This is a genomic window from Proteus appendicitidis (assembly GCF_030271835.1).
Taxonomy (GTDB): domain Bacteria; phylum Pseudomonadota; class Gammaproteobacteria; order Enterobacterales; family Enterobacteriaceae; genus Proteus; species Proteus appendicitidis.
Genome location: NZ_CP127389.1, coordinates 1,065,350 through 1,087,500 on the forward strand (window position 1 = coordinate 1,065,350; position 22,151 = coordinate 1,087,500).

Annotated in this window: 20 protein-coding genes, 1 rRNA gene and 1 other annotated feature (1 of these 22 cut by a window edge); of the genes, 15 read left to right on the plus strand and 6 right to left on the minus strand. The window is 38.1% G+C overall.

The features are described from left to right. The first annotated feature begins 36 nt into the window (after nucleotides 1-36). From gshA to QQS39_RS04910, 3 genes are all read left to right on the plus strand, one after another. Nucleotides 37-1,617, plus strand: coding sequence for a glutamate--cysteine ligase (gene gshA / locus QQS39_RS04900; protein ID WP_151434506.1), 1,581 nt, complete (start codon nucleotides 37-39; stop codon nucleotides 1,615-1,617). Between the two features lie 162 nt (nucleotides 1,618-1,779). Next, nucleotides 1,780-2,295 carry an S-ribosylhomocysteine lyase gene (gene luxS / locus QQS39_RS04905; RefSeq protein ID WP_151434507.1) on the plus strand — a complete coding sequence of 172 codons (516 nt, stop codon included), beginning with the start codon at nucleotides 1,780-1,782 and terminating at the stop codon, nucleotides 2,293-2,295. 204 nt (nucleotides 2,296-2,499) lie between these two features. Then, nucleotides 2,500-3,249 (plus strand): hypothetical protein, encoded by a 750-nt coding sequence (locus QQS39_RS04910; protein ID WP_285805490.1) that lies wholly within the window; start codon nucleotides 2,500-2,502, stop codon nucleotides 3,247-3,249. Nucleotides 3,250-3,293: 44 nt separating this feature from the next. Here the strand turns inward: QQS39_RS04910 and QQS39_RS04915 are convergent, their stop codons facing one another. Together QQS39_RS04915 and QQS39_RS04920 are read right to left on the minus strand one after the other, a co-directional pair. After that, entirely contained in the window at nucleotides 3,294-4,568 is a 1,275-nt protein-coding gene (locus QQS39_RS04915; RefSeq protein WP_151434509.1) for a CNNM domain-containing protein, read from the minus strand. A 34-nt stretch (nucleotides 4,569-4,602) separates the two neighbouring features. Next, nucleotides 4,603-5,403, minus strand: coding sequence for a cytochrome C assembly family protein (locus QQS39_RS04920; RefSeq protein WP_285805491.1), 801 nt, complete (start codon nucleotides 5,401-5,403; stop codon nucleotides 4,603-4,605). A gap of 173 nt (nucleotides 5,404-5,576) precedes the next feature. On the opposite strand from QQS39_RS04920, the gene ffh reads away from it, so the two are divergent. The 7 genes from ffh to tyrA all read left to right on the plus strand — a co-directional run bounded on the left by ffh (nucleotide 5,577) and on the right by tyrA (nucleotide 11,739). Continuing rightward, a complete protein-coding gene (ffh, locus tag QQS39_RS04925; RefSeq protein WP_023580979.1) occupies nucleotides 5,577-6,938 on the plus strand; it encodes a signal recognition particle protein in 1,362 nt (453 codons plus the stop codon). Between the two features lie 137 nt (nucleotides 6,939-7,075). Next, a complete protein-coding gene (gene rpsP, locus QQS39_RS04930) occupies nucleotides 7,076-7,324 on the plus strand; it encodes a 30S ribosomal protein S16 (protein ID WP_004244772.1) in 249 nt (82 codons plus the stop codon). An 18-nt stretch (nucleotides 7,325-7,342) separates the two neighbouring features. Next, a complete protein-coding gene (gene rimM, locus QQS39_RS04935) occupies nucleotides 7,343-7,888 on the plus strand; it encodes a ribosome maturation factor RimM (RefSeq protein ID WP_006534751.1) in 546 nt (181 codons plus the stop codon). Between the two features lie 38 nt (nucleotides 7,889-7,926). Beyond that, nucleotides 7,927-8,679 carry a tRNA (guanosine(37)-N1)-methyltransferase TrmD gene (trmD, locus tag QQS39_RS04940; protein ID WP_006534750.1) on the plus strand — a complete coding sequence of 251 codons (753 nt, stop codon included), beginning with the start codon at nucleotides 7,927-7,929 and terminating at the stop codon, nucleotides 8,677-8,679. Nucleotides 8,680-8,731: 52 nt separating this feature from the next. Continuing rightward, nucleotides 8,732-9,085 (plus strand): 50S ribosomal protein L19, encoded by a 354-nt coding sequence (gene rplS, locus QQS39_RS04945; protein WP_023580978.1) that lies wholly within the window; start codon nucleotides 8,732-8,734, stop codon nucleotides 9,083-9,085. Between the two features lie 407 nt (nucleotides 9,086-9,492). Next, nucleotides 9,493-10,587, plus strand: a complete 1,095-nt coding sequence (locus QQS39_RS04950) for a 3-deoxy-7-phosphoheptulonate synthase (protein ID WP_285805492.1) — start codon at nucleotides 9,493-9,495, stop codon at nucleotides 10,585-10,587. A gap of 27 nt (nucleotides 10,588-10,614) precedes the next feature. Further along, nucleotides 10,615-11,739: a bifunctional chorismate mutase/prephenate dehydrogenase gene (tyrA, locus tag QQS39_RS04955; RefSeq protein ID WP_285805493.1), complete on the plus strand. Its 1,125-nt coding sequence runs from the start codon at nucleotides 10,615-10,617 to the stop codon at nucleotides 11,737-11,739. A gap of 85 nt (nucleotides 11,740-11,824) precedes the next feature. Here the strand turns inward: tyrA and QQS39_RS04960 are convergent, their stop codons facing one another. Beyond that, nucleotides 11,825-11,998: a hypothetical protein gene (locus QQS39_RS04960; protein WP_285805494.1), complete on the minus strand. Its 174-nt coding sequence runs from the start codon at nucleotides 11,996-11,998 to the stop codon at nucleotides 11,825-11,827. Nucleotides 11,999-12,591: 593 nt separating this feature from the next. Between QQS39_RS04960 and QQS39_RS04965 the strand changes: the two genes are divergently transcribed. Beyond that, nucleotides 12,592-13,932, plus strand: coding sequence for an anaerobic C4-dicarboxylate transporter (locus QQS39_RS04965; protein ID WP_151434514.1), 1,341 nt, complete (start codon nucleotides 12,592-12,594; stop codon nucleotides 13,930-13,932). A gap of 71 nt (nucleotides 13,933-14,003) precedes the next feature. On the opposite strand, the gene pheA is transcribed toward QQS39_RS04965, so the two are convergent. The 3 genes from pheA to bamD form a co-directional block, all read right to left on the minus strand. Next, on the minus strand, nucleotides 14,004-15,161 hold the full coding sequence (pheA, locus tag QQS39_RS04970) for a bifunctional chorismate mutase/prephenate dehydratase (protein ID WP_285805495.1): 1,158 nt from the start codon (nucleotides 15,159-15,161) through the stop codon (nucleotides 14,004-14,006). 35 nt (nucleotides 15,162-15,196) lie between these two features. Beyond that, nucleotides 15,197-15,313: a sequence feature (Phe leader region), on the minus strand. A 155-nt stretch (nucleotides 15,314-15,468) separates the two neighbouring features. Further along, on the minus strand, nucleotides 15,469-15,804 hold the full coding sequence (raiA, locus tag QQS39_RS04975) for a ribosome-associated translation inhibitor RaiA (RefSeq protein ID WP_151434516.1): 336 nt from the start codon (nucleotides 15,802-15,804) through the stop codon (nucleotides 15,469-15,471). A gap of 271 nt (nucleotides 15,805-16,075) precedes the next feature. After that, complete coding sequence (gene bamD, locus QQS39_RS04980) at nucleotides 16,076-16,810, minus strand: outer membrane protein assembly factor BamD (RefSeq protein WP_285805875.1); 735 nt, start codon at nucleotides 16,808-16,810, stop codon at nucleotides 16,076-16,078. Between the two features lie 135 nt (nucleotides 16,811-16,945). On the opposite strand from bamD, the gene rluD reads away from it, so the two are divergent. The 4 genes from rluD to QQS39_RS05000 all read left to right on the plus strand — a co-directional run. After that, the gene (gene rluD / locus QQS39_RS04985; protein ID WP_109396304.1) at nucleotides 16,946-17,923 is read left to right on the plus strand and encodes a 23S rRNA pseudouridine(1911/1915/1917) synthase RluD; all 978 of its coding nucleotides are present in this window, start codon (nucleotides 16,946-16,948) and stop codon (nucleotides 17,921-17,923) included. Next, complete coding sequence (gene yfiH / locus QQS39_RS04990; RefSeq protein ID WP_285805496.1) at nucleotides 17,924-18,655, plus strand: purine nucleoside phosphorylase YfiH; 732 nt, start codon at nucleotides 17,924-17,926, stop codon at nucleotides 18,653-18,655. A 146-nt stretch (nucleotides 18,656-18,801) separates the two neighbouring features. Then, entirely contained in the window at nucleotides 18,802-21,375 is a 2,574-nt protein-coding gene (clpB, locus tag QQS39_RS04995; RefSeq protein WP_151434518.1) for an ATP-dependent chaperone ClpB, read from the plus strand. A gap of 579 nt (nucleotides 21,376-21,954) precedes the next feature. Beyond that, nucleotides 21,955-22,151: ribosomal RNA gene (locus tag QQS39_RS05000) — 16S ribosomal RNA — on the plus strand; it runs 1,346 nt beyond the window's last position.

A 22,151-nucleotide genomic window follows, 5' to 3' on the forward strand; every position in this document is an offset into this window, starting at 1 on the left:
CTATTTACTAACATCAATCAACGCGGGAGGTCACCTTTGATCCCGGACGTATCAAAAGCGCTTTCTTGGTTGGAAGCACACCCTAAAGTTTTATGTGGCATCCACCGTGGTATAGAGCGTGAAACTTTAAGAGTTACGCCAGAAGGCAATTTAGCATCAACAGAGCATCCTATCTCATTAGGTAAATCATTAACTCATAAATGGATCACAACGGACTTTGCTGAGTCTCTATTAGAGTTTATTACACCTGTTGATGACAACATTGCACATACCTTGCATTTTTTAGGTGATTTACATCGCTATACAGCACGTCACTTAGATAATGAACGTATGTGGCCTATGAGTATGCCTTGCTTTATTGAAGCGGAAGATAAGATTACGCTGGCTCAATTTGGCACATCTAATGTTGGGCGTTTTAAAACACTCTATCGTGAAGGGCTTAAAAATCGTTATGGTGCGTTAATGCAAACCATTTCAGGTGTGCATTACAACTTTTCATTGCCTATCGAATTTTGGCAAGCATGGGCAAATGTAAAAGATGAAGAGAGTGGGAAAGAGGCGATTTCTGACGGTTACTTACGTCTTATTCGTAACTATTATCGCTTTGGCTGGATCATTCCATTCTTCTTTGGTGCATCACCGGCAATTTGTGGATCTTTCTTAAAAGGAAGAGAAACAAACCTCCCCTTTGAAAGCACAGCTAAAGGGGCGAAATATTTACCTTATGCAACTTCATTGCGTTTAAGTGATTTAGGGTATACCAATAAATCTCAAAGCGATTTAGATATCACCTTTAATCATCTTGAAACTTATGTCAAAGGGCTGAAAAAAGCGATTCATAAGCCTTCTGAAGAGTTTGCTAAATTAGGCGTTAAGAAAGACGGTAAGTATATTCAGTTAAACACCAATGTGTTGCAGATTGAAAATGAACTTTATGCACCTATTCGTCCTAAACGTGTGGTTAAAGGGGATGAATCACCTTCTGATGCGTTATTACGTGGTGGTATTGAATATATTGAAGTTCGTTCACTTGATATCAATCCATTTACGCCAATTGGTGTTGATGAAACTCAAATTCGCTTCCTTGATTTATTCCTGATCTGGTGTGTATTAGCGGATGCTCCAGAAATGAGTGCCTCTGAATTAGCGTGCTGTCGTTCAAATTGGAATAACGTTATTCTAGAAGGGCGTAAGCCAGGTCAAGTTATTGGAATGGGTTGTGGCGAAAGAAAAGAGCCACTAGCGCAAGTTGGTAAAGCCTTATTTGCTGATTTAGAACGTGTTGCTAATGTTCTTGATTGCTGTTCAGGCACTAAATATATGGAAGTTTGCGTTAAGTTAGAGGAAATGTTCGATAATCCTGAATTAACCTTCTCTGGCAGACTATTAGACAAAATTAAAACGCAAGGTATTGGTGGTTTCGGCTTGTCTTTGGCGGAAGAATATTACCAAGAATTAATTAAAACACCTTATGAAACGTTAACCGATGAAGCTTTTGAACATGAGAGAATTTCATCCATAAAACGTCAAGAAGAGTTAGAAAAGAGTGATACCATTTCTTTTGATGAGTATTTGAAGATCCATGCGGGGACAAACACCGATAACGTGGCTTCCTAAACTTAGATAGAAAAAAGCCACACTAAGATTTGTGTGGCTAAAAAATTCTATAGAGAAATAGGGATGATAACAATTTGCGCGTATTCATTACTAAGACCGAGCTACTTGCAGAAAGTTTCATTTTTTCTTAAAAATATTTAAATTTTTCTTAGGAGGTTTTTTATGCCTTTATTGGATAGCTTTACTGTTGACCATACACGTATGTCAGCCCCTGCTGTACGCGTTGCTAAAACAATGAAAACGCCATCAGGTGATACCATCACGGTATTCGATTTACGTTTTACTGTGCCAAATAAAAAAGCCATGCCTGAGAAAGGGATCCATACTCTAGAGCATCTGTTTGCTGGATTTATGCGTAACCATCTTAATGGTCATGGTGTTGAGATAATTGATATTTCCCCAATGGGATGCCGTACAGGCTTCTACATGAGCTTAATTGGGCAACCTGAAGAGCAACGTGTTGCTAATGCATGGAAAGCGGCAATGGAAGATGTTTTGAAAGTAAAAGATCAAAATCATATCCCTGAGCTGAATGTGTACCAATGTGGTACCTATGAAATGCATTCACTGACAGAAGCACAAGATATCGCACGAGATATTTTATCTCATAGCATTGGCATTAATCATAACGATGAATTAGCCCTGCCTGAAGAGACTTTAAAAGAGCTGCATATCTAAGCTATATTTAGACTACAGCTAATTTGTAACATTAGGGGATAATAGATCAGGAAATTCGCATCCTGATTTATTGTCTCTTTTTTATTCTTATCTCCTTTATTATTTTTCTTTTCTCTACTCCATTGTTTTATTTTCTTATCTTCTTATATTGTTAGCACAGTAATGGATTAAATTTATGCTTAATACACGGAGTACACTTCTGTTATGGAAAATCGCAAATTCTCATCACCTAAATTAGTGTTAGAGTTTTTTGTTCGAGAATTTTATTTTGTAGGTAAAGGCACATTACGTACCCAATTTCCTAAAGATGCCTTTTTCTATCAAGGACGTTCTAAAGCACTTGAACATCGTTACTTGGAACGAGTCCACAAAAAGTATGTTAAACGCACTCAGTGCGAACCAGAGCTTATTATCAAGCCTGATTTATTATTGCTATCGTCTGAACTCAATACTGAATTATTTGCCAAAATCACCAAGCCACAAACCAACACCATAATGAAAATAAGTGGTGATTATCTTTATAAAGAAAAAGAAGAAGAGCAATATCGTTGGTATTTTCAACAAGATGAAATTAAAACAAACAGTTATAGCGGCGATAATTCACAGTTAAAATATGAAAATATTCGTAGCTTAGCGCCTCACCATTTTAATATTGAAGCCATAAACGGTGAGGAGGCGCTTATTACTAATTTTCCACGCAAGTCACTTTCTCTTACTTTAAATAAAGGAGAAACTGCGTGTTTTATTTGTCGGCGTGAAGAATATGGTGCTGATTATTCTTATCAGCCCGCATTAAACTTAGTTATGTGGGTTAAAAATCATGGTTTCTATTCTGATTATCAACAATTAAAGCCTGCAAAATTAATACAAGAGCAAGCGGTAGAACCTTTCTATATGAAACCCGCCAGAGAGTTTGATTTTCGTAATAGCAAATTACGATTTGAACTAGGATAAACAGCAAAAAATAAACGCCTTAGAAGGCGCTTATTTTGTATTCACTAATGATGTGGGATTGAAAGGTGGCGAATTAACGCCTTTTTAATAACATTATCCTGAACTTCAAGTATTTCAAATTCGTAGTCACTCACTTTTATTTTATGACCTACAACAGGTAAGTCTCCCAACTCTTCAATAATGACACCGTTGATTGTTCGAGCCTCATCTTCAGGTAAATGCCAACCAAAAGCTTTATTGATATCTCGAATATTTGTTGTGCCATCGACTAATAATGAACCGTCTTTTTGAGGAATAACTTCTTCAGCTAAAGATGGGGACATCGAGGTAGTAAAGTCACCAACAATCTCTTCAAGAATATCTTCAACGGTCACTAAACCTTGAATTTCACCATATTCATCAACTACAACACCCGCTTTTTCATTATTCCGTTGGAAGTTGACGAGTTGTAGGTTTAATGGGGTGCTTTCTGGAATAAAGTAGATTTTATCAGCAGCTTTCATCAGAATTTGCTTGGTGAATTCTTTTTTCTCTGTCATTAAGCGGTAAGCTTCTCGTACTCGCAACATACCAATTGCATCGTCGAGAGTATCACGATAAAGCACTATGCGACCGTGTGGAGAATGCGTTAATTGTCTTACGATAGATTTCCATTCATCATTGACATCGATACCAAAAATCTCATTTCTTGGCACCATAATATCGCCAATCGTCACTTTTTCTAAATCTAAAATCGACAGCAACATATTCTGATTTCTTTGCGAAAGCTTTGATTTAGATTCATTAACGATAGTTCTTAATTCTTCTTTTGAGACCGCATTCCCTTGTATTACCGGCGATTTTATACCAAAAACACGCATCAATATGAGGGTTATTTTATTAAAAAACCAGACAACAGGGAGCATCAGTATTTGCAAAGGTAGTAAAAGAATGCTACTTGGATAAGCGATACGCTCAGGATAAAGTGCAGCAATAGATTTTGGGAGTACTTCAGCAAAAATTAGAATAATAAAGGTCAATACACCTGTCGCAATAGCGACACCCGCGTTACCATACAAACGCATACCGACGATGGTTGCTAAGGCAGATGCCACAATATTAATCAAATTATTACCAATTAATACTAAACTGATAAGCCTATCAGGACGTTGCAGTAATTTTTCTACACGTTTTGCCGCTTTATTTCCTTGCTTCGATGCGTGGCGAAGACGATAACGATTAATCGTCATCATACTCGTTTCAGTACCTGAGAAATAAGCCGAGGCAATAATCATACATATAAGTATGATAATGAGCGTAGATGTTGACACATGCTCCAAAATTGAGATCCTTTTGCTACCCTAAAATAGAAAATTAATTAAGCACTAACTCTTGTAATAAACGATTACCAAAAAAAGCTAATGTTAAAATAATAGCGCCAATTAAATTAAAGATAATGACTTTCTTTCCTCTCCATCCTTCTCGGTAATGTCCCCATAATAAAATGACGTAAACAAACCAAGCTATGATAGAGAAAATAGATTTGTGAATATTTTCTTTACCAAAAATATTATCCATATAAACCAACCCTGTACATAAGGTCAGTGTCAGCAATACCACACCCACTTGTGTGATATGAAACATTTTACGCTCAATTGACATTAATGGTGGCATTTGTGGTGAGAATTTTAGCTTCTTATTTTTTAGTTGATAGTCGAGCCAACTAACTTGTAATGCATATAAAGCGGCAATTAACAGTGTGGCATAGCTTAATAAAGCCAGCCCAATATGAATAAAGAGCGATGTGCTGCTTTCAAGATGTGTAACAAATTCACCCGGCATCAGCGCGGCAATAATAAGATTGACTATTGCGAAACAATAAACGATAGGCAGTAAGAACCATGCACGGCCACGAGAAGCCACAATCGTCATGATAACGCAGACCATCAGGCTCACAATCGCACCTAGATTGGTGAGTGAAAGATTCTGTCCGCTGTGGGGGCGGAAAATTAAAAATTTTAATGAAATGGCATGTGCAATAAGTGCAATTACCGCAAATAGTAGAGCTAATCCGCGGTATCCATTCTGCTCTTTTCGTAACAGACCGGGCAAAAACAGCACCAGACTGAGTAAATAAGCGCAGACAGCGACGATAGAGATTGATATAACGGGCATAGTTTCGCTTACATATATTGTTTGAATAACTTCCTAGTATAGCGCTAGGAGCATACGGCTCCAACTATTGAAGTCATTAAGCTTAAATCTCTATGCAGAGATCCGCGAGTCATCGTGATATAATCGGTGGCATACATGACCGATAAGCCCAACTTTAACACTGAGCTAAGATAATGTTTGAGAATTTAAGTGACAGACTATCGCGCACATTGCGCAATATAAGCGGTCGAGGAAGACTGACCGAAGAAAACATTAAAGAGACACTGCGTGAAGTGCGTATGGCTTTATTAGAAGCTGACGTTGCTTTACCTGTGGTTCGTGATTTTATTGCGCGCGTCAAAGAGAGCGCAGTAGGGCATGAAGTTAACAAAAGCCTGACTCCGGGTCAGGAGTTTGTGAAGATTGTTCAAAATGAACTCGTCAATGCGATGGGGGAAGTGAATACCGACCTTGATCTATCAGCACAACCGCCAGCTGTTGTGTTAATGGCAGGTTTACAAGGTGCCGGTAAAACAACCAGTGTCGCAAAATTAGGTAAATTCTTAAAAGAGAAAAAGAAGAAAAAAGTTCTTGTTGTTTCTGCTGACGTTTATCGCCCAGCAGCGATTAAACAGCTTGAAACGTTAGCCGAAACGGTTGGCATTGATTTCTTCCCTTCGACAGTTCAAGAAAATCCAGTCACTATTGCAAGTAATGCATTAAAACATGCGCAACTTCAATTCTATGATGTATTGCTGGTGGATACAGCAGGTCGTTTACACGTAGATGAAGGGATGATGGAAGAGATCCAACTTCTCCATAAAGCCATTAATCCCGTTGAAACCCTGTTTGTTGTTGACGCCATGACGGGTCAAGATGCGGCAAATACAGCAAAAGCATTTAATGAAGCATTGCCATTAACGGGGGTTGTATTAACCAAAGTTGATGGTGATGCGCGTGGTGGTGCGGCATTATCCATTCGCCATATCACCGGTAAGCCAATTAAATTCCTCGGTGTTGGGGAAAAAACAGAAGCCTTAGAACCTTTCCACCCAGATCGTATTGCCTCTCGTATTTTAGGCATGGGTGATGTTCTGTCTTTAATTGAAGACATTGAAAGCAAAGTTGATAGAGCGCAAGCTGAAAAGCTGGCAACAAAACTTAAAAAAGGTGATGGCTTTGATCTAAATGATTTCTTAGATCAATTAAAGCAGATGAAGAACATGGGCGGCATGGCGAGTATGTTAAGCAAAATGCCGGGTATGTCTCAGGTGCCAGATGCAGTAAAATCACAAATGGATGATTCAATTTTAGTGAAAATGGAAGCGATTATTAATTCCATGACTAAAAAAGAACGTCAAAAACCAGAAATCATCAAAGGTTCTAGAAAACGCCGTATTGCAGCGGGTTCAGGAACACAAGTGCAAGACGTCAACCGTTTATTAAAACAGTTTGATGATATGCAACGTATGATGAAAAAGATGAAAAAAGGTGGCATGGCTAAGATGATGCGTAGCATGAAAGGTATGATGCCACCTGGATTTCCAGGCCGATAAAATCAAAAAGCCTGAAAAAAAACGTGCTTTGGATTGCTTTTTTCGCCAAAGTGAGTAAACTTTTCGGGCTTTTTATATGACAACCGGACTCCGTTCCTCGATGGCGTCTGGTTGTTTTATTAACTAATGAGGATGTTATGGTAACAATTCGTTTAGCTCGTGGCGGCGCAAAAAAGCGTCCGTTTTACCAAGTAGTAGTAACCGATAGCCGCAATGCGCGTGATGGTCGTTTCATTGAACGTGTAGGTTTTTATAACCCACTGGCAACCGGTAATGCAGAAGAATTACGTTTAGACGTAGACCGTGTTGAACACTGGGTTGCTCAAGGCGCAACAGTTTCAGAACGTGTTGCTGGCCTGATCAAATCAGCGAAGAAAAGCGCTTAATCTGTCGCGGTGGTAACAATGAGCGAACAAAAAACCTTAAAAGAGCCTGTAGAACCTATTGTTATGGGTAAGTTGGGCTCACCTTACGGGATCCGTGGTTGGCTCAGAGTTTTTTCCTCCACCGAACACGCCGAAAACATTTTTGAATATCAACCGTGGTTTATTCAGCGTCATGGACAGTGGGAAACCATTGAAATTGAAAGTTGGAAACATCACAACCAAGATATTATCGTCAAGCTAAAAGGTATTGATGACAGAGATGCGGCCAATTTCCTGACTAATTTTGAAATTGTCGTGAATGCTTCGCAACTTCCAGAACTTGAAGGTGAATATTACTGGAAAGATCTGATGGGTTGCCATGTAGAAACGGATAAAGGCTATGATCTGGGTGTCGTTACAGACATGATGGAAACTGGCTCAAATGATGTCATGGTGATTAAAGCGAATCTGAAAGATGCGTTCGGTATCGGGGAACGGTTAGTTCCGTTTCTTGATGGGCAGGTTATCAAGAAAGTCGATCTCTCAGCGAAAAAAATTATCGTTGATTGGGATCCTGGTTTTTAGATTATCCGGTTAACGGTTCTCAATAGTGGGACACAAAAATGTGGATTGGGGTAATTAGCCTATTTCCAGAAATGTTCCGCTCTATAACCGAGTACGGGGTGACTGGTCGGGCAGTGAAGCATGGTCTGCTCAATGTAGAATGTTGGAATCCCCGAGATTTTACATACGACAGACACAATACCGTTGATGATCGTCCTTATGGCGGTGGTCCCGGTATGTTGATGATGGTTCAACCTTTAAGGGAAGCCATTCATCAAGCAAAAGCTGCGGCAGGTGATGGAGCAAAGGTGATTTACTTATCACCTCAGGGACGCAAACTCGATCAACAAGGAGTTTGTGAACTGGCAACAAATGAGAAGTTAATTCTGGTTTGTGGTCGGTATGAAGGTATAGACGAGCGTGTCATTCAGACTGAAATCGATGAAGAGTGGTCTGTGGGTGATTACGTATTAAGTGGTGGGGAATTACCTGCCATGATAATGATAGATGCAGTAGCGCGCTTTGTACCGGGTGTTCTCGGACACGCAGCCTCTGCGAAAGAAGATTCTTTTGCTGAAGGTTTACTGGATCATCCTCACTATACTCGCCCAGAGGTTTTAGATGGCATGGAAGTTCCGGCAGTTTTACTGTCAGGCAATCATGCTCATATTAATCGCTGGCGCATGAAACAATCACTGGGTCGAACCTGGCTAAGAAGACCTGAGCTTCTGGAAAGCCTAGCTCTGACTGACGAGCAAAGAGTGCTGTTAACAGAGTTCCAACGGGAACATCTGTCAGGAACAGCAGAGTAAGTCTGACACAAGATGTCATTAATATCAGTTTACCTAGGGTAAGAGAGTTATTATGAGCAATATTATTAAACAAATCGAACAAGAACAGATGAAGCAAGATGTTCCTTCATTCCGTCCTGGTGACACTTTAGAAGTTAAAGTATGGGTTGTTGAAGGTTCTAAAAAACGTCTGCAGGCATTCGAGGGCGTGGTTATCGCTATTCGTAACCGCGGTCTGCACTCTGCATTCACTGTTCGTAAAATTTCTAATGGCGAAGGTGTTGAGCGTGTATTCCAAACTCACTCTCCAGTCGTAGATAGCATCACTGTGAAACGTCGTGGTGCGGTTCGTCAAGCTAAACTGTACTACCTGCGTGAGCGTTCAGGTAAGGCTGCTCGTATCAAAGAGCGTCTTAACGCTAAATAATACGCTTTCGCACATCCGAAAGTTATTGTTAAAAGGTCAGCATTTGCTGACCTTTTTTTATATCTCCCCTTGTTGAAAATATTGTTTATTCGTTTTTTATCTCTTTTACTTCTATATTCCTATCTTATCTATTCTTCATATGTCGAGATTCATTAAAAGATAAACTGTAAATATATTTTTACGAATTAATGTTTTAATTCAATCTCCATCACATTATTTCTGCTTCCTTTATTTTTTATAACTAGTTGTTATTTATTGTTTATCTATAATAAAATTATTAACTGTAAAGTTATGATTACATATATGTCAAAAATATTAAAAATATGGATTGATTTCTTTACATTGCATGTTATCTTATCTTTCAGACACACAAAAATCACAATGACAGATATAAAAAGGTAAAGATTATGATCATGCAAAAAGACGCACTCAATAATGTGAATATCAGCGAAGAGCTGGTTTTAATTACTCCAGAAGAGTTAAAACAAAAATACCCATTGAGTCGCAATGATCTGCATGCCATTGCTAAATCACGTCAAACAATTTCTGAAATTGTCCAACGTCGTGATCCTCGCTTACTCGTGGTATGTGGACCTTGTTCCATTCATGATGTCGATGTTGCGTTAGATTACGCAAAACGCCTGAAAGTCTTAGCGTCTGAATTAAGTGATAGTCTGTATATTGTGATGCGTGTCTACTTTGAAAAACCTCGTACAACTGTTGGTTGGAAAGGTTTAATTAGCGATCCATTTATGGATGGTAGCTTTGAGATGGAAAAAGGATTACATATTGCCCGTAAGCTATTGACTGAACTTGTGCAATTAGGTTTGCCTCTGGCAACGGAAGCGTTAGATCCTAACAATCCACAATACTTAGGTGATTTATTCAGTTGGTCTGCAATTGGAGCTAGAACAACCGAATCTCAAACTCACCGTGAAATGGCATCAGGGCTTTCAATGCCAGTTGGATTTAAAAACGGAACAGATGGTAATTTAGATACTGCGATTAACGCGATGAAAGCGGCTTCTATGCCACATCGGTTTATGGGAATTAACCAATCAGGGCAGGTTTGTTTATTGCAAACACAAGGTAATCCTGATGGCCATGTCATTTTACGTGGTGGTAAAACACCGAACTACCATGAAGAAGATGTTGCTCAATGTGAAGCTCAAATGGTAAAAGCAGGATTAAAACCATCATTAATGATTGATTGCAGCCATGGTAATTCTAATAAAGATTTCCGTCGTCAAACGGAAGTGGTGGATTCTGTGATTGAGCAAATCACTAAAGGTAATGAATCTATCACTGGCATTATGTTAGAAAGTCATATTAATGAAGGCAATCAATCGTCAGAGCAATCTCGTAGTGAAATGAAATACGGTGTCTCGGTAACAGATGCGTGTATTAGTTGGGAAACAACGGAGTCAGTGTTAAGAAATTTACATGCTCAACTTTCCCCGATTTTAGTTCAGCGTGAAGCTCAGTTAAAAAAAGTTAGTTAATCATAAAGAAAAAAGAGGCAAGCATAGATGGCTGAAGAATTACAAGGTTTGCGTGAGCAAATTGATCAGGTAGATAAATCACTGCTTTCTTTACTCGCAAAAAGAATGCAGCTGGTAGCTGAAGTGGGAGAAGTTAAAAACCGTCATGGCTTACCGATTTATGCACCTGATAGAGAAGCCTCCATGCTTGCTTCTCGTCGTAATGATGCACAAATGATGGGGATTTCCCCAGATTTGATTGAAGATGTGTTACGCCGAGTAATGCGAGAATCCTATACTAAAGAGAATGACAAGGGATTTAAAACGCTTAACCCTCAACTTGGTAAAATCGTTATTGTGGGAGGAAATGGGAAAATGGGTAAACTATTTTCTCGTTTATTTACTCTCTCTGGCTATCAAGTTGAAAGCTTAGAAGCTGATGAATGGCAAACTAAATCACCTGCTATTTTTGATAATGCAGGAATGGTCATAATTAGTGTGCCTATCCATTTAACCGTTGAGGTTATTGAACAATTACCCCCATTGCCTAAAGATTGCTTATTAGTCGATTTAGCCTCTATCAAAAAAGCCCCTTTAGAGGCGATGTTAAAGGCACATAGTGGACCTGTTTTAGGTCTTCATCCAATGTTTGGCCCTGATGTGCCTAGTTTGGCAAAACAGGTTGTGGCTTATTGTGAAGGACGAAACCATCAAGAATTTGAATGGTTGCTAGAGCAATTAATGGTATGGGGCGCTAGAATTGAGGCGATTACGCCAGAAGAGCATGATAAAAACATGAGTTTTATTCAAGCACTTCGACATTTTACTACCTTCGCTTACGGTCAGCATTTAGCAAAAGAAAAAGTGGACTTAGCCAGTTTACTGCGACTGTCATCTCCTATTTATCGCTTAGAATTGGCAATGATAGGACGACTGTTTGCTCAAGATCCTCAACTTTATGCTGACATTATTTTATCATCACAAGAGAATATTGAACTCATTCGTAGATATCATCATTCTCTGGGACAAGCTATCGATTTATTAGATATAAATGCAAAGAGTGAGTTTGTTCGTTCATTTAATAACGTGAGTGATTGGTTTGGCGATTATGCTACTCAATTTATGAAAGAGAGTGGTGTATTATTACAAAAGGCTAACGATAGCCGAATCTAGTTAAATTATTTGTTATATAAAAGGTCGAGCAATAAAATAAATTGTTCGGCCTTTTTATTTTATTAATTATTTCATGTTTAGCTTATCACCAGTCATCATCACAAGGTGGCCAAACACAACGACTAAAAGCAGAGATATTGCTATTATTTTGAGAATATTCAATTTTCGATGTTATATTTTTTTCTGCTTTATCATCAAAATAAGCACTCGTATAACTAGCGAATAAAAATAAACATATTAAAATATATAATTTATTCATAATCACTCCTTTTAAAACAAAATGCTTAAAAGTTAATAGTCTTTAGGATCTGGACATGGACTTACTGTGCAACGTTTCAAATCCGTTTGAGACGTTAGTGAGTAAGTGTGATAACCCTCTTTTAATTTAATTTCATCTACGTTATTGGTAAAAAATAGACTTAAAATCAATATGATAAAAGTATTCATATTCTTTTCCCGCCATTTGAAAATTTAATAATAGATAAGAATCACCTGTTTTTATTCAGAAAATAAAAGTAGATAAATATAAATATACATTTAAAAACAAGGAGATAAATATCTGTTTTTATTAATAGAGTAATACATCTTGTATTTGTTGTTATTTAATTGTTATCGCTGAGTTTAATTTAATAATAATTAATGTTCAATATTGTCTTTTTATTAAAAGTTATTTGTTGATGAGATCTTAAAACTGAATGAAATTAAAAGGTATTATTAAAATTATAACAATGATCAAAAAAATGCCTATAACAATTATCGTAAATTATATTTTATAAACTCTTTTTTTTGCAATAAGTGCTAAAAATTAAATTGTATTATTTATATTCCGACGTGTTTTTCAAGGGGTAATTTATGGATTTTTTAATACAACTCGCCATTATATTAGTATGTCTATTTTATGGGGCTAGGAAGGGAGGAATTGCATTAGGTCTATTAGGTGGTGTAGGTCTGGTTATTTTAGTTTTTATTTTTAATCTCCCTCCGGGAAAACCACCTGTTGATGTTATGTTAGTTATTATTGCCGTTGTTTCTGCATCAGCAACATTACAAGCATCTGGTGGATTAGATGTTATGTTGCAAATAGCAGAAAAATTATTACGTAAAAATCCAAAATATATTTCTATTGTTGCACCACTCGTAACTTGTACTCTTACAATATTATGTGGTACTGGACACGTCGTTTATACCATATTGCCAATTATCTATGATGTGTCGATTAAAAATAATATTCGCCCAGAAAGACCAATGGCAGCAAGTACAATTGGCTCCCAAATGGGGATTATTGCCAGTCCTGTATCCGTTGCCGTTGTTACATTAGTCGCAATGCTCGGTGATGTGACTTTTAATGGCAAACATCTAGAGTTTTTAGATTTATTAGCAATTACTATTCCGTCTACTTTTATCGGTATTTTAGCTATTGGTATTTTTAGCTGGTTTAGAGGAAAAGATTTAGATAAAGACCAACGTTTCCAAGAATTTGTTTCAGTTCCTGAAAACCATGATTATGTTTATGGTGATACAGCAACACTTCTAGATAAAAAGCTCCCTATGAAAAATTGGGTAGCAATGTGGATTTTCTTAGGTGCAATTGCTGTTGTGGCAATATTAGGTGCTTTCTCTGAAATACGCCCTGTATTTAATGGTAAACCATTATCTATGGTGCTCGTTATTCAGATGTTTATGTTATTAGCTGGCGCATCAATTATTATTATCTGTAAAACCAACCCTTCTCTTATTTCTAAAAATGAAGTATTTCGTTCAGGGATGATAGCAATTGTTGCCGTATATGGTATTGCTTGGATGGCAGAGACAATGTTCTCTGCACATATGAAAGAAATAGAAGCAGCACTGGGGCAATTAGTACGAGAATACCCTTGGGCTTATGCCGTTGTCTTATTATTGGTATCTAAGTTTGTTAACTCTCAAGCAGCCGCTTTAGCCGCAATTGTTCCTTTAGCATTGGGTATTGGTGTTGATCCTGCTTATATTATTGCATCGGCACCTGCTTGTTATGGTTATTATATTCTGCCAACTTATCCTAGTGACTTAGCGGCAATTCAATTTGACCGTTCTGGCACAACTCGAATTGGGCGTTTTGTTATAAATCACAGCTTTATTCTACCGGGATTAATTGGTGTAACTGTTTCCTGTATCTTTGGTTGGGTATTCGCTGCGATGTATGGTTTCTTATAATTAATCTTAAAATAAGAACCAAAAAGAAAAGCCAGATAGCTATATGCTATTTGGCTTTTTTGGGAGCTAGGTTATTTCACTTCAACAGGAACAACATTTTCTGAAGGGTAACAGCCTAGTATTTTTAATGAACGTGTTGTTTGTGATAAATCGTGTAAGGCTTTTTGCATATTGATATCACGTAAATTGGCTTGAACATCAATATAAAACATCTCTTCCCAAGGTGTACCATTAATAGGACGAGATTCGAGTTTCGTCATAATAATGTCGTATTTTTTTAAAATCATTAATGCATCGACTAATGCACCCGCTTGTTGCCCCGTTGCCATTAAGAAAGTTGTTTTAGCGGGCACTTGCTCTGAAACATCAATAGCTTTTCGTGCAATAACAATAAAGCGTGTTACGTTTATTTGTTGGTTTGCTAAATTATTAGCTAGAGGTTTTAAACCATAAAGAGAGCCACCGGCTTCACTACCAATTGCCGCAACAAATGGTGATTGTGCAAGAGCCACTTTTTCCATTGCAGCCGCTGTACTTTCACAATATTTAATTTTCCAGTTTGGATACTGATTTAAATAATGGCTACATTGTTGGAAGGGTTGAGGATGACTATAAATAGTTTGTAACTCTTCTGGGCTGCTATCAACACTTGTTAAAAGCGCATGATTAATAGGGATGCGAATTTCTCCAACAATAGAGATTGATGTTGTTTGTAGTAAATCGTAAACATCATTAATTGCCCCCGAACTGGTATTTTCAATGGGTAGCAAACCGTAATCAGCTTGACCAGTATCAACAAGTGTAAAAATGTCGTCAAATTTCTGGCAAGTGCAATCAACGAAGCTATCAAAATGGCGGGCAGCATATTGACGAGCAGCAATATGTGAATAAGAGCCTTTAGGTCCTAAATAAGCAATTCTGGCTGATTCATTAGGCGTTGCATTAAGATGTTGTTGTAGAATGGCTTGTTGCGTTAAGACAGAGTCTTCGATGATCATTTGAAAAATACGGCTAATATAAAAACCATCTAGTCCAACGTTTTTTCCTTTCTCAATTAATAAATCAAGTAATTCACGCTCACGATTTTTATCTCTAATAGGGCGATGTGTATTCAATTTAAATTGAGCAACATCAGCAGATAATTGGCGTCTGTTTGCTAACAATGTTAGTAATTCTGAATCTAACATTGTGATCTTATCTCTGATTGCTGATAAATCGAGTTTTTCCATGTTTAAGCCCTATACCGTTATGTCATGCCATCATAAATAAAAAAGCCTCCAATTTTGGAGGCTATTGTCGTTCTTACTTTTCTTTCTAAAATGACAAAGCCTCTTAATGAAAGAGTAAAAAGAAAAAGAAGAAAGGCAAATGTGAATGTTTTTTCATTATATTGATTGGTAAATTATTTGATGTATTGCTATCAAACATGATGATGTGAATGGAGTCAAGAAAAATACAATAAAAAGCGCATCACGAGGATGCGCAGAGGCGTTTTGAGTCAGTGATTTATTCTAATTTTTAATCTTGCTTTACTATTTACATTTCATCGACAAGTAAATTCTCTTCTTTCAGGCTGTTATCAGCCCGACGAGATTCGTTTTTATGCTGAACTTTGTTTAATTGACGCTCAAGTTTTGCGAGTAGGTCATTAATTGCTACATACATATCGGTATGTTGCGCATTAGCGACCAATTGCCCATTTGGCGTATGAATGCTGGCATCAACACTAAAGCCTTTCGGATCTTTCGTAAGAATAATATGAGGATTGATTAAATTCACCTGCCATTTATTGAGTTTAGTTAGACGGCTTTCAATGTGTTCACGTAGTGCTGGGGTAATTTCCATTTGTTTGCTAGTAATATTTATAATCATATAGTTACCTCTTTATTACTCCGTCTTCGATAACTTCAGAATATCTTGATACACAATTTAAAACATGATCAAAATCACTTTTTGTTAGATGTATGTGTAACTAGTAATAGAAACGTGACAAATGATAAATAGCTGAAAAAGACCGCTTGTTAAGTTGCATTTATTCAGTCATATTAGGAAGGTTGGGCTGATGAAAAGTAAAGACAATTTAGCTAGAAAAGAATAAAAAAACAGCAGCGATAAGCTGCTGTTTTTGATGGTGATGTTTTCGTTAGGCTGGATTAGCTGCAATCAGAGAAGCTACTTTTTCTGCTTCTTGTGTCAGACCTAATTCTTTATAAGCGTTTTCCATATAAACAAGTGCGTCACGAGTAGCTTGTGTGTCAGGATAATCGCGCATCATTTGCTCTACTCTATTAATAACCGCGACATAAGCCCCTCGTTTAGTATAGAATTTCGCAACAGAAAGCTCATACTTCGCTAAACGGTTTTTAAGAAAGACTAGGCGTTTGGTTGCATCAGCGACATAAAGGCTGTCTGGATAGTAACGAACTAATTGACTAAAATCTTTAAATGCCACGATTGCATGTTGAGGATCACGGTCTGAACGATCAATACCAAAGAATCCTTGTAATGCACTATCATCTAATGCTTGAGCTGTTAAGCCACGCATATAAAGAACATAGTCGATATTAGGATGGGTTGGGTTTAATCGGATAAAACGGTCGATTGCAGAAATCGCCATTGGTAGTTCCGCTGATTTATAATAAGCATAAATCAGATCGAGTTGAACTTGTTGCGAGTAAGGGCCAAAAGGATAGCGATTATCGAGAGACTCTAATTGTTTGATAGCCGCTCCATAATTGCCATCTAGCAATTTTTCCTGACTGGTTGAGTAAAGCTCAGAAGGCGACATATCAGCAGTAGCGTCTTTGTCTGAACTCGAACAGCCAGCAAGTAACAGGCTTACAGTGGCCGCTGCCACCAGGTATTTAATGCGTCTCATCACGTATTGATTATCCTCTGAATAGGTTTGGGGAGTCTCTCCGTGAAGCTCCCCTGAAATCGGTTACACTATAACTCATTTTAAATGAAACGGCTGTGCCGTCAAAACACTAACTTAATTAATAGAAAATTATTTATGTCTCAACAAATACGACTTAATGCTACAGTCGCAGATTCACAGCTGGGTCAACGCTTAGATCAGGCTTTGGCCGAAATGTTCCCTGATTATTCAAGATCTCGTATAAAAGAGTGGATCTTAGACAATAGAGTGCAGGTTAACGATAAAATCATCAATAAGCCAAAAGAAAAAATGCTTGGCGGTGAAAAAATTGAAGTCGATGCCTTAATTGAAGAAGATGTGCGCTGGGAGCCTCAGAATATTCCGTTAAATATCGTCTATGAAGATGATGATATTTTAGTTATCAATAAGCCAAGAGATCTTGTTGTACATCCTGGTGCGGGTAATCCTGATGGCACCGTATTAAACGCATTACTTTATCGCTATCCAGAAATTGCTAATGTACCTCGTGCAGGTATTGTCCATCGATTGGATAAAGATACAACAGGTTTAATGGTTGTTGCAAAAACAGTTCCTGCTCAAACGCATTTAGTCGAAGCTTTACAACGTCGTGAAATCACGCGTGAGTATGAAGCGGTTGCAACAGGAAGAATGACTGCGGGAGGATTAGTGAATGAACCTATTTCTCGACATCCAACTAAACGTACACATATGGCTGTGCATCCAATGGGTAAACCAGCAGTAACACATTATCGTGTTATGGAGCATTTTCGTGCTCATACACGTTTGCGTTTACGTTTAGAAACTGGTCGTACTCACCAAATTCGTGTTCATATGGCTCATATTCACCATGCTTTAATTGGCGATCAGCTTTATGCAGGAAGACCTCGTCCTTTAAAAGGGGCTTCAGATGAATTACGTGAAACGTTACGTTTATTTGATAGACAAGCGCTACACGCAACGATGCTACGTCTTTATCATCCAATAACAGGCATTGAAATGGAATGGCATGCACCATTACCTGATGATATGGTTAAGCTTATCGATGTGCTAAAAGCTGACGTTGAACAGTTTAAAGATGAAATGGATTGGTAAATGACTTCATTGATTTTTCCAGATTGGCCACAACCTGAAAATATTGGGTCTTGCAGTACCTTGAGAGAAGGGGGAATTAGTCTACCGCCTTATGACAGCTTCAATTTAGGTACTCATGTTGGTGATAAATTGTCTGATGTCGAAGAAAATAGACGCAGACTTTGTCAGCAAGCTCTACTGCCCGAAATGCCACTATGGCTTGAACAAGTTCATGGCACTCATGTTGTTACGCTAAATACTGAGAAAAATAATGAAATACAAGGTGATGCCCTTTACACCTCTACCGTGAAAAAAGTTTGCGCAATTATGACGGCAGATTGCTTGCCTGTCCTTTTTACAACTGTTGATGGAACAGAAGTTGGCGCAGCGCATGGTGGATGGCGAGGGCTTTGCCATGGTGTATTACAAAATACACTTGCACAGTTTAAAGCACCTAAAGATCAAATTATGGCATGGTTAGGGCCTGCAATTGGTCCAACCGCTTTTGAGGTGGGTGCAGAAGTCCGTTTGGCGTTTATAGAAAAAAATATTGCCTTTGAATCTGCATTTATTCCCCATAATGGTAAATATTTAGCTAATATTTATATGTTAGCGAGAATAATCTTACAGGAAAGTGGAATAACTCAGATTTATGGTGGTGATTTTTGTACTGTAACTGATCCATCGCGCTTCTTTTCTTATAGACGAGAGCGCGTAACAGGGCGAATGGCATCATTAATCTGGATTAAATAAACTTCCTCTCAACGTTTTTCTCGCTTATCTCAAATATTGATGAATATTTTTGCTCAAAATTTTTTATTTTGAGCTTGAATATTGTCAAAATGACCTCATCTATTCTCCAGTTACGAATTTTGCTTTAAATTTTACTTGGAGGTGTTATGCGTCTGGATAAATTAACCAACAAATTCCAGCAAGCTCTCGCAGACGCCCAGTCATTGGCACTTGGGAACGATAATCAATTTATAGAACCCATACATTTGCTGAGTGCGTTATTTAATCAACAAGGTGGCTCAATTCGCCCTTTATTAACATCTGTAGGTGTTAATGCATCCCAATTTAATGAGCGAATTAGCGATGCTTTGTCTCGATTACCTAAAGTCGAAGGTGCTGGTGGAGAGGTTCATCCCTCAAATGATTTAATTAAGCACCTTAATTTGTGCGATAAATTAGCACAGAAAAAAGGTGACGAATTTATTTCGTCAGAGCTATTTCTTTTAGCTGCTATGGAAACAGGTGGTCAGGTTGCTGACATGCTAAAAGCAGCCGGAGCGAATAAAGCAAGTCTTGAGATAGCGATTGAAAAAATACGTGGTGGAGAAACAGTGAACGATCAAAATGCAGAAGACCAACGTCAGGCATTGAAAAAATATACTGTGGATTTAACGGAAAGAGCAGAACAAGGCAAACTCGATCCTGTTATTGGTCGTGATGAAGAAATAAGAAGAACCATTCAAGTTCTACAACGTCGTACTAAAAACAACCCAGTGCTGATTGGTGAACCGGGTGTAGGTAAAACGGCTATTGTTGAAGGTTTGGCTCAACGTATTGTTAATGGTGAAGTCCCTGAAGGTTTAAAGAATAAGCGTGTGCTTTCTTTAGATATGGGCTCGTTATTAGCTGGTGCTAAATATCGTGGTGAATTTGAAGAACGTTTAAAAGCTGTTTTAAATGATTTATCTAAGCAGGAAGGTAGTGTCATTCTGTTTATTGATGAATTACATACGATGGTTGGCGCAGGTAAAGCTGACGGTGCTATGGATGCGGGAAATATGTTAAAGCCTGCATTAGCTCGTGGTGAATTACATTGTGTGGGTGCAACAACACTTGACGAATATCGTCAATATATTGAAAAAGATGCGGCATTAGAGCGTCGTTTCCAAAAAGTGTATGTAGCGGAGCCAACTGTTGAAGACACTATCGCTATTTTACGTGGTCTGAAAGAACGTTATGAACTTCATCATCATGTTCAAATTACAGATCCTGCGATTGTTGCCGCGGCAACTTTATCTCATCGCTATATTTCTGACCGTATGTTGCCAGATAAAGCAATTGATTTAATTGATGAAGCGGGTGCAAGCCTACGTATGCAGATGGATTCAAAACCTGAAGCATTAGATAGACTTGATAGACGTATTATTCAGCTTAAACTTGAACAACAAGCACTGCAAAAAGAGTCTGATGATGCAAGTAAAAAACGTTTAGAGATGCTAAATGAAGAACTTGCTGAAAAAGAAAAAGAGTATTCTGCTTTAGAAGAAGAGTGGAAAGCAGAAAAAGCAGAGCTTACTGGCACTCAACATATTAAATCTGAATTAGAGCAGGCTCGTATCGCATTAGAGCAAGCTCGCCGTAGTGGTGATTTGGCGAAAATGTCAGAGATCCAATATGGACAAATACCGACGTTAGAAAAACAGCTTGCTGAAGCTAATAAAGCTGAAGATAAGCATATGAAGCTGTTACGTAATAAAGTTACTGATGCTGAAATTGCTGAAATCTTAGCGCGTTGGACAGGTATTCCTGTATCTAGAATGCTAGAAGGGGAACGTGAAAAACTGCTAAGAATGGAACAAGAGCTACATAGACGTGTTATTGGTCAGGCTGAGGCTGTGAGTGCAGTATCTAATGCTATCCGTCGTAGCCGTGCTGGATTATCTGATCCTAATCGCCCAATTGGTTCGTTCTTATTCTTAGGACCTACAGGGGTGGGTAAGACTGAGTTGTGTAAAGCATTAGCAAACTTCTTGTTTGATAGTGATGATGCAATGGTTCGTATCGATATGTCCGAGTTTATGGAAAAACACTCCGTTTCTCGTTTAGTGGGCGCACCTCCAGGATATGTTGGTTACGAAGAAGGTGGATATTTAACAGAAGCAGTTCGCCGTCGTCCTTATTCAGTCATTTTATTAGATGAAGTTGAAAAAGCGCACCCAGACGTATTCAATATCTTATTACAAGTATTGGATGATGGTCGTTTAACCGATGGGCAAGGTAGAACAGTCGATTTTCGTAATACCGTTGTGATTATGACGTCGAACTTAGGGTCTGATTTAATTCAAGAACGTTTCGGGACAATTGATTATCCTGAAATGAAAAATATTGTGATGGACGTTGTTGGCCATCATTTCAGACCAGAGTTTATCAACCGTATTGATGAAGTTGTGGTATTCCACCCATTAGGTAAAGAAAACATTGCAGCGATTGCACAAATTCAATTGCGTCGTTTATACCAGCGTTTAGAAGAGCGTGGTTATCACGTTACTATCACTGGAGCTGCATTAGAGAAATTGAGTGAAGACGGATTCGACCCAGTTTATGGCGCTCGTCCATTAAAACGGGCTATTCAGCAAGAGGTTGAAAATCCATTAGCTCAAGACATCTTGTCTGGCAAATTATTACCGGGCAAAGAGATTATCTTAGATTTAGATGACAATAAGATAATTGCAAAACAGTAATAGAGCATCGTCTCTATTTATTATGATAAAGAAGAGATGTTGTGAAACTGAAAAAGAGGCTTATATAAGCCTCTTTTTTTATGGTTTGTGTTTTAGTTGGGCTGAATTAAGAGGATCAACAAATAACGTTTTTTGTATTTGAAACTTTTTTATACAGAAATGGTCTATTATTTACACCGAAAAAGCTGGTTTGATTATTAAGTGCGCTGTTGGAAGTTTTTTTTAAAATAATACTTGTCACATTCAGAAAACTCCCTATAATGCGCCCTCGTTGTCACGGCAAACCACGCTAAGTGAGTTAGCCGAGAGAACGAAGAGAAAAGAAAAAAAGTTTGAAAAAAATTCTTGACTCTTCAGAGGAATAACGTAATATACGCCTCCTCGCAACAACGCAGAAGACCGGAAACGGCAGCAAAAGTTGCACTGCTCTTTAACAAATTATCAGACAATCTGTGTGGGCACTCGCAGAGACGATATCTTCTAAAATATTAGATGTATCAAGTCTTGAAGAGTGAACAACAAAAGTAAATTCATTTATGAATAGCTAAGTTTTCGATTTCTTTGAGCATCAAACACTTTTAATTGAAGAGTTTGATCATGGCTCAGATTGAACGCTGGCGGCAGGCCTAACACATGCAAGTCGAGCGGTAACAGGAGAAAGCTTGCTTTCTTGCTGACGAGCGGCGGACGGGTGAGTAATGTATGGGGATCTGCCCGATAGAGGGGGATAACTACTGGAAACGGTAGCTAATACCGCATGACGTCTACGGACCAAA